Below are 14012 nucleotides of genomic sequence, written 5' to 3'. Positions count from 1 at the left end.
AGTTCATGACCAGTTTGCGATTGCAGAACGTTCAAAAGTCTTACGATCACATCAGTGTCATCAAAGGTATCGACCTGACGATTAACAGCGGTGAGTTTGTGGTGTTTGTCGGCCCCTCTGGCTGCGGTAAGTCCACGTTGCTGAGAATGATTGCCGGGCTGGAGGAGATCAGCGGTGGTCAGTTGCTGATTGATGAAGAGGATATGACCCAGCGTCACGCGACCGAACGCGGTGTGGCGATGGTCTTTCAGTCCTATGCGCTGTACCCGAATATGACAGTGCGTGGCAATCTGGCCTATCCACTTGAGGTGGCCAAACGGCCTAAAGCCGAGATCGCCAGCGCCATTGCCGAAACCGCGGCAAAACTGCATCTGACCGAACTGCTGGATCGGCATCCACGTGCCCTTTCAGGCGGCCAGCGTCAGCGTGTGGCCATCGGGCGTGCCATTATTCGCCAACCGCGTATTTTCCTGTTCGATGAACCTCTGTCGAATCTGGATGCGGAACTGCGCCTTCAAATGCGTATTGAGATTGCCCGCCTGCATGCCTCCCTCGGGAATACGATGATTTACGTGACCCACGATCAGCTGGAAGCGATGACGCTGGCAGATCGCATTGTGGTGCTGCGTCAGGGGCGCATTGAACAGGTGGGTACACCGCTGGATCTCTATCACAACCCGGACAATCTGTTCGTCGCCGGGTTTATCGGTTCGCCAAAGATGAACTTCATTGATGCCCAGGTGGTTGCGACCCGTGAAGGCCAGGTGCAACTGCGTCTGCCGTCGCTGGGCATTGATAATCTGACGCTGGCGCTGAATACCCCCTGCCACGAAGGGCAGAAAATGCGTCTGGGTATTCGCCCTGAGCACTTCCAGCCGGTGAAAGACAGCGCCAGCCCCTCGCAGTTCAGTGCGGAGCTGACCTACTGTGAGCTGCTGGGGCACACTAACTATCTCTATCTGAATACCGGGGATGAGCAGATGCTGGTGGTGGAGGAGCGCGAAGTGCATCAGCGGGAGATCGGTACACGGGTGGAATGGGTGATCCCGCCAACGCATTGTCTGGTGTTCGATGAGCAGGGGCAGCGAGTGCGCTGAAGTGGCCTGACGTAGGGGGCGACCCGAAAGGCCAGGTCAACGGCCAGGTCAAAGGCGTTTCGCTTTCCCGCTGTCGCGGGCTGAGCGACCCAGGGCTTGCGGCAGGCGCATCGCCCACTTCGTGGGTTCCCTCAGTCGGTTGGCTTTCCTGCCGGACTGGCTGTGACGGGACATCCCTGTCCCGGCACGCCCTCTCGCCGACGTCCTGTTGGCTCGTCCTGGAAATCCGCCCTCCTTCGGCGAGGCTTAATTGCCGCTCAAAAGGTCAACGGCCAGGTCAAAAGAACAATCAAAGACGGACTAAAAATAAACCAAACACAAAAGAACCATTCTTGGCTTTTGTTGGTGTTTTAATTTCTTTAGATTTTGGGTTTTGATGTTGAGGCGGCAATTAAGCTGCGCTGAGGAAGCGATGTGAACCAGGATGAACCGCCAGGACGGCGGTGAAAGCTCGGGCCGGCACAGGGAAGTGCCGTCACGAGCGGTCCGTCGGTGAGCAACGCTTGCGAAGGCACCCGTGAAACGGGCGCAGCGCCTGCCGCAAGCGTGGATTCCAAAGGGCGGGGCGACTGCCGCCCTTTGGTCGCTTCGCCCACAACGTGGGAAAGCGAAACGCCCTTGACCCACTAACTAACGGGATTCTCTGCCTCATCATTCGCCTGCGCCGCCAGCAAATCCAACAGCTTATTGATCGCAAAACCGGCCGCCCCCAGCGCCCACATACGGCTGGATTCAGTCAAAAATTGCAGGGGCGTGGTTTGCGGCGTCAGCTTCAGGCGGTAAGCCTGGAAGTTGAGGGTAATATGGTCGAGCAGGATGCGTGAGGCCATCTGCGGCTCCATCGCCAGATACACCACGTCAGGATCATAGGCAATGGACAAATTCGCCAGCGAAATGCCTAAATGGCGCCCCGCCTCCTCCAGTGCCGCCAGCGCATCCGGCGTGGGTGCCGCGTCCAGCGACTTCAGCGTCATTGATTTGCTTGCCTGACCTGAAGCCAGGCGCTGAAGAATAGCGCGGGAAGAAGCGACATCCTCCAACAGGCGCATCGAGCCATCACCCAGCAGTGCGTGACCAATCTCCCCCGCTTTACCATGTCGGCCACGATAAAGCTGGCGATCCAGCAAAATGCCGGCACCAATCCCTTTACCGTAGGTGGCAATCACCGCAGAGTGCACATTGCCCAGTTGACCAAACACCATGGCAGCCATCGCCATCGCATTCGCATCATTCTCAATAAACACCGGCAACGAGAAACGCTCGGACAGCAGCTGCGCAATCGGCACGTTATCCCAGTCCAGCACATTAGAGCGGATACAGATGCCCTGCTCCGCGTCGACCAGCCCGGACAGCGCCAGCCCGATGGCACTGACGCGCTTTCCCTCCACGCCACGTAAAAATTTCGCCAGCGCATCACTGAGCTGGCGTGGCGTCATAGATCCCGACGGGATCTGCTGTTCACCGAGTAAGTTCCCGTTGAGATCCGTCATCACGATCAGATTGCGTTCAGCATTAAGCTGAATACCGACCACGCTGGCGCGTTCAGGATTCAGTCCCAGCAGCGTTTTCGGCCGTCCCATCGACACCCGCCGCAGCCCCAGCTCCTGAATAATTTCCTGAGCCAGTAGCCGGTTAGTGGCCTGTGAGACCGTCGACATGCTCAGCCCGGTGCGTACTTTCAGGTCGGACTGGCTGATCGGGGCATTTTCAACAATCAGGCGCAGAATGCGCGCGGTTACATTTGGCGCTGTCATCGTTCCCTTATTCAGCAAATGAAGCGTGATAGTGGGCCAGCAGCAATGCGCCTGCCAGTGCATCCTGTTGCGGCGGTACCAGCAGCGCCCGGATATCATCATCCAGCCAGCGTTCGATCGGCGCAGCAAGCCCGCCCATCAGTGCAATATGACCGCTGCTCAGCAGGCGCAGGCGGCGGACTATCATCGCAATATCCTCGGCAGTCTGCCGGATTAATTTTACCGCATGAGGGTCTTGCGCGGCGGCAGCGCTAAACACCTCAGGCACCACACGTGCCCAGTCGCCCGGCGTTGCCGTACGTGTCCACAACAGCATGGTTTCCGCGCTGTGCTGAAAACGCGCCATCACGGTCTGGGTAAAGTCGGTTTTGACAATGAGGTCTTCATGAGCCAGCAGCGCTTGCCGCAACGCCCGACGGCCCAGTTCGGCTCCCGAACCCTGATCGGAAAGTGCAAACCCCCAACCGCCCAGCAGCGTAAAGCGTTCACCGTCCCAGGCGGCACCCTGACTGCCGGTGCCGACAATCAACACCGCACCCGCGCTGCCTGCGTGAGCGCCTGCACAGGCGATCTCAACATCACTCAGCACCTGCAAAGAGGCACAGGCGGGCTGCCAGTCTGCCAGCTGCGCAGCAACGGAAGCGACATTGGCCCCTGCCAGACCCGCCACCAGCGCGGTTTTCTTCAATGCATCAGGCGGAAGGCCCGCCGTGGCCATCGCCCGGGCGATCAACTGCTCAACGCTGTCGATGGCCTGTGCGAAGTCTGACCAGACATTGGCCGCTCCCCCCGTCACTTCGGCCAGTAGAACGCCCTGTTTATCGGTCAGCCTTGCACGGCAATGGGTGCCACCGCCGTCAATACCAAGGAGATAGTCAGAATACACGGGCTGCTCCCACGTTAATCGCTGTGAATCGTTGTTTCATTATTGACCGAACGATAGGTGAAAAAAACTTAAATCGCAATAACAAATAAATATGACGAAAATCACCTTCATTAAAAATGTTTTATAACAATGCATTAACCAATAACCTGGTGAAATGTCTCAGTGCGCGTGTTGACATTAGTTTTCTTGCCGTAATAAGTTGGTGGTCAGATAATCTCCAGCGAACCTGTCTGCATACGGTTAACTGGCCTTCACCTCACGCTCATGCATTTCCGTCAGGGGTTTTAACATGAAAGTAGGCATTATCGGTCTTGGTTTTCGCCTGTCCCATGTGGTTCACGAGTTCAGCAAAGCCGACCCATCGTTTGAAATCGCCGGCTATTTCGATCCCGCCCCGGCGGGGCTGCCTAATCTGGCCAGCTTCGGTATTGCACCCGGTACGGCCTTTGATTCCATCGAGGCGTTATTGCAAGCGGGTGAACTCGATCTGATTCTGGTGGGTTCCCCTAACTTTATGCATCTGGAACATATTCGCCAGGCGCTGGCGGCGGGTTACCGCGTGTTCACTGAAAAGCCGGTGGTGATTAACGAAGAACAGACGATGGAGATGGCGAAGCTGGTGCGCCAGTACGGCAAGGAACGTATTCTGGTCGGTCTGGTACTGCGTTACTCCCCGCTCTACCACGATCTGCTGGCCGCCCGCGATCAGGGCCGTTTGGGCGAAATCACCTCGATGGAAGCCACCGAACACATCAAGCCTTACCACGGTGCATTCTTCCAGCGTGACTGGCGCCGTCTGGAGAAGTATGCCGGTCCCTACATTCTGGAAAAATGCTGCCATGATATCGACCTCTATCAGGGGTTGATGGCTGAACGCCCGGTGCGGGTGGCCAGCTTTGGCGGCCGTAAGTCGTTCACTCCCCAACATGCCCCGCAGGGCGCGATCACCGCAGCATCCGAGATTTATCACGAGAAACCGAGCGGCTGGTCCAGCACGGATGCCGTCTTTGACAGCGACGCTGATATTGTTGACTACCAGACAGCGATCATTGAATACGCCAACGGTGCCACCCTGTCCTTCCATGCCAATCTGAATGTGCCTGACGAGTTCCGCCGTTTCTGCGTGATGGGCACCGACGGTATGGCCGAAGGGGACTTTGTGCGTAACTACTTCCGCGTTCACAACGCGCGTACGGGCGAAAAAGAAGTGGATACCTCTTACGGTGGCAATGCGTACGACGGTCATTACGGTGCCGATGCACTGATGGCGGAAGAGATCGTCAAACACATCACTCAGGGAACGCCGCTGAAAGTCTCCGTGGTAGATGCACTGGAAGCCGGTTTGACCGCGATTAAGATTGATGAAGCGAGAAAAACACGTCAGGTCATTGATTTAACGGAAACCTGGAAAAAATTCGATGCCCACCAGGGGTAATCTGGAGGTGAGTTTGCACCTCTCCTGATCCGGTGTGTTACCCCCCTTGCCGGACAGGCTGTTATCACTTGATAGACTGGCACGTTCCCTCAACCGGCTTTCGGGCCGGTTTTTTTACGTCCATCTGCATTAACGCTTGCTTGCGGCAGAGGCGGAGTCTGCGATAGATTCGTTCTCTAAGACAAAATGGCTCACCTCTCTATCAGGTCCGGAATGTATGTTAACGACGCTTATTTATCGTAGTCGCCTGTGCAAAAGCGTCAGTCCGCATTTTCTGGAACGCCTTGCGGCTAAAGCGCAACGTTTTAATGAAACGGTCAATGTCACCGGAATTTTACTTTTCGACGGCGACTATTTCTTTCAGATACTGGAAGGTCCTTCTGAGTCGATTGATCAGGTGTTCCACCGCGTCTGTGCTGACTCCCGGCACACCCAGATTGTGCAACTGATGCGTGATTATGCGCCGGATCGCCGTTTCGGCAAGCTGGGCATGGCGGTGATTGATATGCGCAATGCCAGCGCTGAGGCAATCATTGAGCAGGTCCTGAACCAGGGCACCGCCAGATACCTGCTCACTTACGGTGATCGGGTGTTTAAATTCATCCGAACCTTTGTTAAAGGCCCGCGTAAAAACGATCTGGCCCAGCCTGATGACAGCGCGCAGTGGGATTTTCAATGCCGGGCACCGTCAGTCCAGGTCGTGCCGGTGGCATCTGAACAGGCAGCCTGCCAGTTTGCACTACAGCCTGTTGTTGAACCGGCCACAGGGAAAATAAGCTATCTGGAAGCCCTGATCCGCAGTGCTTCCGGCGGCTCCCCCGCGGATTATTTCGCCACCATTCCGGCCGATAAACTCTACGAAGCCGATCTCCATGCCAAAGATGTCGCCTTTGCGCTGGCCAGGCAAATGGATATTGGCAGCGCGCAAATCGCGGTGAACCTGCGACCAATGTCGCTGGTGATGCTGCCTGATGCGGTGAATATATTGCTGGAACAAATCGCCCGTAATGGTCTGGTGCCGGAACAGGTGGTAGTTGAAGTGACCGAAGATGAGTTTATTTCCCGTTTCGATGAGTTTGAAAAAGCCATCCATCAGCTACGTCATGCCGGGATCAGCCTGGCGATTGACGATTTTGGTGCGGGATTTGCCGGGTTATCACTGCTGGCCCGCCTTCAGCCAGAAAAGCTGAAAATCGACCGCTGTCTGATCGAAGCGATTCATACCAATGGCCCTAAGCAGGCAATTGTTCAGGCTATCGTGAACTGCTGCGCCTCACTGGAGATCACCGTGGTGGCAGAAGGCGTGGAAACCGCTGCCGAGTGGCGTTGGCTGGAAGCCGCAGGTATCCGCCATTTCCAGGGTTACCTTTTTGCCCGGCCGCTGCTTAATGGAATACCTGCCGTGGCCTGGCCGCATAAAGTTTGATGCGGCCTAACCCCGGCGCTGCTCTCTGCCGTGCCGGGGTTAGGTTAAGAGTGTTACCGCCTTATGCCGCGGTGGTAAAGCGCGAAACGGAATGCAGCAGACCCTCCGCCTGATCGCGCAGGGAATTTGCCGCTGATGACGACTGCTCAACCAGCGCCGCATTCTGTTGTGTCACATTATCCATCTCGTTAATCGCTACGCCCACCTGCGAAATACCCCGGTTCTGTTCGTCGGAAGCCTGAGCAATCTCTTGTAGAATGCCGGTTACGCTCTCCGCAGAAGTGACAATGTCACGCATGGTGCCACCTGCCTGCTCCACCAGCCCGGCCCCCAGATCGATCTGCCTGACCGATGCCTCAATCAGCCCGCCAATTTCTTTCGCTGCCTCGGCGCTGCGCTGCGCCAGATTTCTGACTTCACTGGCCACCACAGCAAAACCGCGCCCCTGCTCCCCGGCACGCGCAGCTTCAACTGCGGCATTCAGTGCCAGAATGTTGGTCTGGAACGCAATACTGTTAATGACTGACGTGATATCACTGATTTTTGTCGAACTGGCCGTAATCGCCCGCATGGTTTCCGTCACCTGGCTGACAATTACCCCGCCTTTATTGGCCATTTCCGCCGTGGTCTGGGCAAGGCTGGTGGAATGATGGATATTCTCAACGTTATGCTTAACCGTGGCGGTTAACTGCTCCATGCTGGCAGCGGTCTGCTCCAGTGCGGCAGCCTGCTCTTCCGTCCTCGAAGACAAATCATTATTGCCATCGGCAATCTCGGCAGAAGCCATGTTCACCTGTGCAACACCGTTGCGAATATCACCGATGATGCGGCGCAGATCTTCATTCATACCGCCGATGGCATTAGTCAGTGTGCCCATCTCATCGCGGCGCGAGGTGGTCAGGCTGGTACTGAGGTCCCCACCAGAAATACGCTGAGTAAAGGCCAGAATGGCGGATAACGGCGTGGTGATTTGACGGGTGATAATCAGGGTGGTGGCTACGCCCATGATCACCGCCGCCAGCAGAATGATCGTCATCCAGAAGATGGCGTCGTCGATATCGGTTTGCGTGGCACCGATCTCGTCTTCAAACAGCTGACCGCTAATGGTCGTGAGGCTGGAACCCGCCTTCGCCAACGTGCCTGTCGCCTCCTGTTCTGCCAGGAATGAGGTGCGATAGCCCGCCACGCTCTCTTTTTTCTGATTCAGTACACTGGCGATGTTCTGTAAACGTTCGCTGTTGTCAGGCGTCATTTGCGGCACCAGATTTTGTATTAACTGCACGGACTCTGCCAGGAAACCGGTTAACGCATTCTGCGCGGCTTCCGTATTTTGCAATTCCAGCAGCGTTAAGCGGGTTGAGACGCCATCAAGATGCTTGTTCACCTCAGACAGTGCTGCTTCCAGCGCTGCTGCATCAGCCCGGCCTGCAAAGCCTGAAGAAATCTGCGCGATCGCATTTTTCTCGTTACTGATAGAAAGTGCTGCGGCTATCTGAACGCGTTTTTGGGTTTCAAGCACCGTTTGGGCTCGTTTATCACGATACTCCGCGATCAGTCCGGTCAGGCTGTTGAGCAAGGTCAACTGCTCAGGGTGCCAGGGCAGCTGTTTCAGCAGGCCGATCTCGGTTTCGATTTGCTGCAAGTGTTTATCATTAGCGATGATAAACTGCTCGTCATGGGTTTTAATAAATTGCATACGCGTATCCTTCGCCAGCGCAAACTGATCGGTGACGAGTTTCAGCATACGAACTTTTTCTGCCCGGACAGCGATATCATTAAGATTCTTAATGCCACAGAGTGCGACAGCGATGCTGAGGATCAGCACAATGCCGAAACCTGTCATCAATTTTTTCCCAACGCTCATATTTTCAAAGTAAACAAACAACTTTTTCATTGGATAACCTTCCGTTGTTGAACAACAATTGTTTAAGAAAATCGCTCAGTTATCGGCAGGATTTGTTAAATAAACAGTTTATTTAGTTACTTAATTATCACGTAATGGTCACAATTTCAGAGGGACTGATGAATGGAATTTACCCGGGTTGGCGATATCCCTGAGGCAGACAGAGAAGCGCTGCTAGAAGGGCTGAGAGGATATAACCGCCAGTTTATTGATAAAAGCGGCTGGGGACCTGTCGGCGTTTTTTGCCGCGATCAACAGGGCATTATCATCGGGGGAGTGATGGCGTCTCTGGTGGGGATCTGGCTGTCGATTGACTATTTATGGGTCAGCGAAAATATCAGAGGCGCGGGCGTTGGCGCTCAACTGATTCAGATAGCGGAAGAAGAAGCGAAATCAAAAGGTGCACAGCATGTTCTCGTTGATACCTTCAGCTTTCAGGCACTGCCCTTTTATGAAAAGCAGGGATTTGTACTGCAAATGACATTGCCCGATTTTCCCGACCCGGGAAAGCAGCGTCATTATCTGACTAAACGCCTTACGTAGCGGGAACGCGTCGAGGGCTATGGGTAACCCGTCGACCCGTCCCGTGGCTTAAACCGGTTTCTGCCCGGGTGGGGAGATGTGCTCAAAATGACGGTCGTCCTTAATATCGTCGGCAAAGCGGCGCATCAGCCTCACCAGATCGCTGATATCCTGCTCATCCCATTGATCAAAAATAGCCTGCCCGATTTTTTTACGTGCCTCATCAAGGCGATGGGTCATGGCTTTGCCACTTTCCGTGATCACCGCTTCGCGGATGCGGCGATCGGCGGCACTGTGCTGACGGTTGACCAGCCCCAGACTTTCCATTTTCGCCACCTGTCGGCTCACGGTGGTGTAGTCGCGCCCTACCCGATCCGCGAGTTCGACAATACCTGTCGGACCTAAGCGCTCTATCAGAACCAGCAACGGAAACAGCGCGCGATCGAGTGAAATACCTGCCGCCCGAACCAGCGCCTCATCGCGCTGAGGGCGATTCATCACCCCGACGATTTCAAGTAATGCACCATGGAGTTCGCGAAGCTGATCGTTAATATGTGTATTTTGCATGCTTTTTGTTGACATCAATTATCCCTTCCTCTAAATATGTGCATATTACACATAATGAGGTGGCGTATGAAAGAGCAACATGCAACAGAGGTGCTGATTTGTGGTGCCGGCGCTGCTGGCCTGACGCTGGCAATCGACCTTGCACGCAGGGGCGTCGACTTTCGTCTGATTGAAAAGAAAACCATCCCCTTCCACGGGTCCCGTGGCAAGGGCATCCAGCCACGTACCCTCGAGATTTTCGAGGATCTGGGTATTATCGAGGGCATTAACCGGCTGGCCAGTCTCTATCCGCCTGAACGACGCTATCATCCTGATGGCAGTCAGACGGAAGCACATATTGTCGAACAACGTACGCCATCCCCTGCGGAACCCTGGCCACATCCGCTGATGCTACCGCAATACTTAACGGAACAGGTGATGCGGGAACGGCTGGCAGAGCTGGGGCATCAGGTTGAATTCGGTTGTGAGCTGCTTGGGTTTGAACAGGATCCAGAGGGGGTAACCGCGCGTATCCAGGGCCCGGCCGGTGAAGAGACGCTGCGGGTGCAATGGCTGACGGGGGCGGATGGCGGTAAAAGTGATGTCCGCCATGCGCTGAACATCAGTTTCCCTGGCAAGACCCTTGGCGTGCGTGCCCTGGTTGCCGATGTCTTGATGACGGGGCTTGAGCGTGATGTCTGGCACCGCTTCGGTGACGGCGACAGGGAGCGACAAATTGCTTTCTGTCCGCTGGCCGCGACAGATCTGTTTCAAATCCAGGGGCCTCTCCCGCTGGAGGGCGAGGTTGACCTTTCCGCTGAAGGGCTGCAATCCCTGATCACTGCGCGCACCGGGCGCAAAGATATTCATCTTCATGCGGTGTCATGGGCATCCGCATACAGCATGAATGCGCGGCTCGCCGCACGCTACCAGGTGGGCCGGGTTTTCCTGATCGGCGATGCGGCTCATATTCATCCGCCAACTGGCGGTCAGGGTCTCAACACCAGCGTGCAGGATGCCTATAACCTGGGATGGAAACTGCACGCCGTCATCGGGGGAGCATCTGCGTCCCTGCTGGACAGTTATGAGCAGGAGCGCCGTCCCGTTGCCGCTGCCATGCTGGATCTGTCTACCCAACTACTGAGCGCGGCACAACAGGGTGACCTGCGGCGCGGGCGGGAGGTGCATCAGCTCGATCTGGGGTATTGCGATCCTGATCTGGCGCTGGAGATGCCCGCACGCACGGGTGGTGTCCATGCGGGGGATCGGGCGCCGGATGCGCCGCTTCTCCGTGCTGACGGCCAGCGGGTCCGCGCATTTGAACTTTATCAGGGAGCACACTGGACGCTAATCGGTTATCAGGCCGCTCGCCATATCGTTCAGCCACGGCCAGGCCTGAACCAACATATTATTGGCATGAGTGGCGATCTGATTGATGACGGAAACCACTTCCTCGATGCCTACGCTCCGGCTGCTGGTGACTGGCTGCTGGTGCGCCCGGATGGTTATATCGGCGCGATTATCGTCACGGAGCAGCTTTCCGCGCTGGAAGAATACCTCACCCGCGTAGGATTATCGGCTTCACTCGGGTTACAACGGAACACAGCGCGCTAGCCAAACACCTGCTGATGTTTTTTCTTCCGCGCCAGATAATCTTTATCGGCGCGGATCATTCCTTCAACCACTGATTGTTTAAATTAAGAAAATACTTTTGTTTTACGATGTTATTTGCTCCGTCCTTGAAATCTACAGACCCATATCCAGTATCGTAAATACCCCACTCCCCAGAAGATCCATCCTTAAAAATGACCGTTCCCGTCGCGATACAAGGAGAGTAATAGTCGTGTAACCATCTATAGCCTTGATCCGATACCTGCGCTTTAGCAAAAAAATCGATCAATTGATCTTTGGTCGGGTTCCAGCCTTTACAAATCATCCGATAGTTATTGGGATCGTCTTTAGTGTCTTCCACCGAATGACCGCTTTCCACTATCTCCAGATGAGTGATTTCCACACCAGCCTGCAGTGATAAAGGGAGAATCAACAAAATTGAAGCTATTAAGCATTTCATTAATTCCATTTTGCTGTGCTCGCTTCTGTTTTATTTTTCCTGGCAATTTCTGGATGGCTGTAAACCTCTGTCATGGGTACATTGAATGTAGAAGCCAAAGAGACTTAAACCTTAACAATTATATGAGATTACGTCTCTAGTGGTTTTTCCTGGAATACGAGAATGTCTTCTGCCCTGCTAGCCAAACGCCTGCTGATGTTTTTTCTTACGCGCAAGATAGTCTTTATCGGCGCGGATCTTATCCCAGCAGGTTTTAAATACAGCGGCGGCAGCCGCTTTCTCCTCATTAACTTCATAAGGCAGCAGCTTGCCATCGGCATCGTATTTCTTCCCGCCTTTATGATTGGCATAACGCCGGGCGCGCGTGTAGCCCATCTGTATAAACTTCCGGGCCATGTCCATACCGACAAAATCATCGTGAGTGCGGTAGTCTTCAAACAGTGACATGATCTTTTCGGACGATGTTTCAGCCAGGGCTACGGTCTTGAACCGCCAGTGCGGCAGAATCTCACTTTTGTAAGGTTCAACCATCAATACCCCCTGTTCACCGCGTCCGACCTGGTATTGCTCAGGATGCTGGCGAAAGTCGATCTGTTTAAAATCCTGCTGGTAGTCAAATGCCTTCATTCACGCACGTCCTTTCATTTCATGTTGATGCTATCTGGCCATCAGGCCACTCTTTAAGCCTGGCATACTGAACGGTGACGGCGTCGTTGAATGGCAAAAAGGCCCCCGAAGGAGCCCGCGCGCTTTACTATCCGGCAGTCATAGTGTGTTGTCGTTCTGCACCGGTCTGAACATAACTCACTCCGATTGCTGTTGTGCAATGGCTGTCAGCTTATCGTCCTTGTCTTTTTCTTCCTGCAAGGTTTCATTCAGCAGTTGAGCCGCCTCTTTATAGCCGAGTTTGGTGGCCAGCGCCGACAGCGTGCCGTAAGTCGCTATCTCGTAATGCTCCACTTTCTGCGCGGCCCCGATTAAGCCCGCATCACGTACCGGGCCTGCCTCAACGGAGTCGATAATCTCCTGCGCTTCTTCCACCAGACCTTCCAGAGCGTGGCACTTCATGCGCTTGATTTTTACGCCATCCGTTATCTCCACCAGCTGATCGATGCGCTCAATTTGTCCGCGCGTTTCCTCCAGGTGCAGCTTAAAAGCGGCGACCAACTGCTCGTCTGTTGCTGCCCGCGCCATTTTTGGCAATGCACGGGATATCTGTTTTTCTGCACTATAAACATCAGATAATTCATGAATAAAAAGATCTTCAAGCGTTTTAATTGTCATAATATTTTCTTCCAATAAGTAGCAGGGATAATTAGAGTGCTGACCTAACAAGCCTGGCGTACTTCACAATAAAAGAACGATAAAAAAAGAGGGGCGGTAAATAAATGACGTTATTATTGCATTCAGGCGAAGCGCGGGGCTTTAGCAACTGGCTGTTTTCATGACCATTGCGACAGATAAATTTTAAATGAAAATCATGATGAAAAAAGTAAAAAAGGAATGCGCTGAAATAGAATATTGCCACGATAGGATGAAATTTTATTTTCCAGGTTTTTTTATGGATTTGGAGTTGTGAAAATTAGGAAAAAAGCCAAATTGTAGTGGTATGTACTGAATGGCGCAGTAGAAAGGCGCTTAACAACCGCCTGTCGCCATTAAAACAGAGATTGAGGTGTAATTCGATATTTTAAGGATTTAACACGACATTGCCCCCCCCCTGGGTATAGAGTGTTAAAAGAAGGTTGATTTATAAATACCCTTCAAAGGCTAAACTTAATCATTAAAAATCATCATATCAGGCTGCGGCAGGGGTGTTTATTTTTAGTGTTGTTTTCTTTGTGGTAAATCTATTTTCCTTTTAATTCGGAGAGTTATGGATAAAAATCATCTCTTCTCGCGTCTGGAAAAGTGGCCGTTGATCAAATTCGATCATGCCAACATTGTTCAGGATGGCGATCATGGAACCTTTAATGCCAAAACTTCATTGTATGCCTTTGATGTCAATGAAAATAAAGCAAAATTATTTATCCGTGATGTTTCGCCAGGAACAGACATTGTGGCAATGATAGATCTCTACACTAACTGGATAAAAGAATTTAAAAAAACAACTAAATCGCCATAATGAAATTAATTTCTCGTTTTGTGAGGCCTGTACCATGTCATTTCTTAGTGATGTTATGAAGCGTATTAACACGGCAACGACATCGACGGTAACGTGCCCGTTGTGTGGACACCGTTCATCTCATGCAGCCAGCAAAATTCGTCAAAACCAGACATTACTTTGCCCTGCCTGTAAATCACTGTTTATTGTTAATCATCAGTAAACGCGACTTCACCTATTTCACCGACCACCCTTCTCGCAGCTGCTG

Annotated in this window: 14 protein-coding genes; 7 read left to right on the top strand and 7 right to left on the bottom strand. The window is 53.3% G+C overall.

Annotated elements, in window-relative coordinates; genetic code table 11:
* The first annotated feature begins 5 nt into the window (after positions 1-5).
* Positions 6-1097 carry an ABC transporter ATP-binding protein gene (locus FVB43_RS10525; RefSeq protein WP_167863949.1) on the top strand — a complete coding sequence of 364 codons (1092 nt, stop codon included), beginning with the start codon at positions 6-8 and terminating at the stop codon, positions 1095-1097.
* 626 nt (positions 1098-1723) lie between these two features.
* Here the strand turns inward: FVB43_RS10525 and FVB43_RS10520 are convergent.
* Together FVB43_RS10520 and FVB43_RS10515 are read right to left on the bottom strand one after the other, a co-directional pair.
* A complete protein-coding gene (locus tag FVB43_RS10520) occupies positions 1724-2851 on the bottom strand; it encodes an ROK family transcriptional regulator (RefSeq protein WP_159338150.1) in 1128 nt (375 codons plus the stop codon).
* A 7-nt stretch (positions 2852-2858) separates the two neighbouring features.
* Positions 2859-3737: a glucosamine kinase nucleotide-binding domain-containing protein gene (locus FVB43_RS10515; protein ID WP_159338151.1), complete on the bottom strand. Its 879-nt coding sequence runs from the start codon at positions 3735-3737 to the stop codon at positions 2859-2861.
* Positions 3738-4026: 289 nt separating this feature from the next.
* Here FVB43_RS10515 and FVB43_RS10510 point away from each other — a divergent pair, with 289 nt between their 5' ends.
* Complete coding sequence (locus FVB43_RS10510) at positions 4027-5172, top strand: Gfo/Idh/MocA family protein (protein WP_159338152.1); 1146 nt, start codon at positions 4027-4029, stop codon at positions 5170-5172.
* Positions 5173-5389: 217 nt separating this feature from the next.
* Positions 5390-6598 (top strand): diguanylate phosphodiesterase, encoded by a 1209-nt coding sequence (locus tag FVB43_RS10505; RefSeq protein WP_133846539.1) that lies wholly within the window; start codon positions 5390-5392, stop codon positions 6596-6598.
* Between the two features lie 61 nt (positions 6599-6659).
* Here the strand turns inward: FVB43_RS10505 and FVB43_RS10500 are convergent, their stop codons facing one another.
* Positions 6660-8492, bottom strand: coding sequence for a methyl-accepting chemotaxis protein (locus FVB43_RS10500; RefSeq protein WP_167863948.1), 1833 nt, complete (start codon positions 8490-8492; stop codon positions 6660-6662).
* A gap of 132 nt (positions 8493-8624) precedes the next feature.
* Here FVB43_RS10500 and FVB43_RS10495 point away from each other — a divergent pair, with 132 nt between their 5' ends.
* On the top strand, positions 8625-9044 hold the full coding sequence (locus FVB43_RS10495; protein WP_167863947.1) for a GNAT family N-acetyltransferase: 420 nt from the start codon (positions 8625-8627) through the stop codon (positions 9042-9044).
* 48 nt (positions 9045-9092) lie between these two features.
* Here FVB43_RS10495 and FVB43_RS10490 read toward each other — a convergent pair whose 3' ends face one another.
* The gene (locus tag FVB43_RS10490) at positions 9093-9608 is read right to left on the bottom strand and encodes a MarR family winged helix-turn-helix transcriptional regulator (protein WP_197931276.1); all 516 of its coding nucleotides are present in this window, start codon (positions 9606-9608) and stop codon (positions 9093-9095) included.
* Positions 9609-9656: 48 nt separating this feature from the next.
* Between FVB43_RS10490 and FVB43_RS10485 the strand changes: the two genes are divergently transcribed.
* Positions 9657-11183, top strand: a complete 1527-nt coding sequence (locus tag FVB43_RS10485; RefSeq protein ID WP_167863945.1) for an FAD-dependent oxidoreductase — start codon at positions 9657-9659, stop codon at positions 11181-11183.
* A gap of 55 nt (positions 11184-11238) precedes the next feature.
* Here FVB43_RS10485 and FVB43_RS10480 read toward each other — a convergent pair whose 3' ends face one another.
* The 3 genes from FVB43_RS10480 to FVB43_RS10470 all read right to left on the bottom strand — a co-directional run bounded on the left by FVB43_RS10480 (position 11239) and on the right by FVB43_RS10470 (position 12924).
* Positions 11239-11649 (bottom strand): hypothetical protein, encoded by a 411-nt coding sequence (locus FVB43_RS10480; RefSeq protein ID WP_133846534.1) that lies wholly within the window; start codon positions 11647-11649, stop codon positions 11239-11241.
* A 168-nt stretch (positions 11650-11817) separates the two neighbouring features.
* A complete protein-coding gene (locus tag FVB43_RS10475; protein WP_167863944.1) occupies positions 11818-12267 on the bottom strand; it encodes a DUF4385 domain-containing protein in 450 nt (149 codons plus the stop codon).
* A gap of 177 nt (positions 12268-12444) precedes the next feature.
* On the bottom strand, positions 12445-12924 hold the full coding sequence (locus FVB43_RS10470) for a YciE/YciF ferroxidase family protein (protein WP_167863943.1): 480 nt from the start codon (positions 12922-12924) through the stop codon (positions 12445-12447).
* A gap of 592 nt (positions 12925-13516) precedes the next feature.
* Between FVB43_RS10470 and FVB43_RS10465 the strand changes: the two genes are divergently transcribed.
* Both FVB43_RS10465 and FVB43_RS24875 read left to right on the top strand, forming a co-directional pair.
* Positions 13517-13765, top strand: coding sequence for a hypothetical protein (locus FVB43_RS10465; protein ID WP_133846531.1), 249 nt, complete (start codon positions 13517-13519; stop codon positions 13763-13765).
* A gap of 34 nt (positions 13766-13799) precedes the next feature.
* Positions 13800-13967, top strand: coding sequence for a YnfU family zinc-binding protein (locus FVB43_RS24875; RefSeq protein WP_213202360.1), 168 nt, complete (start codon positions 13800-13802; stop codon positions 13965-13967).
* The last annotated feature ends 45 nt before the right edge of the window (positions 13968-14012 follow it).

Origin of the sequence: Erwinia rhapontici, assembly GCF_012271765.1 — a bacterium.
Lineage (GTDB): Bacteria > Pseudomonadota > Gammaproteobacteria > Enterobacterales > Enterobacteriaceae > Erwinia > Erwinia rhapontici.
The sequence above is the reverse complement of the archived record's forward strand: the minus strand, read 5'-3'. Positions and strand labels throughout refer to the sequence as shown.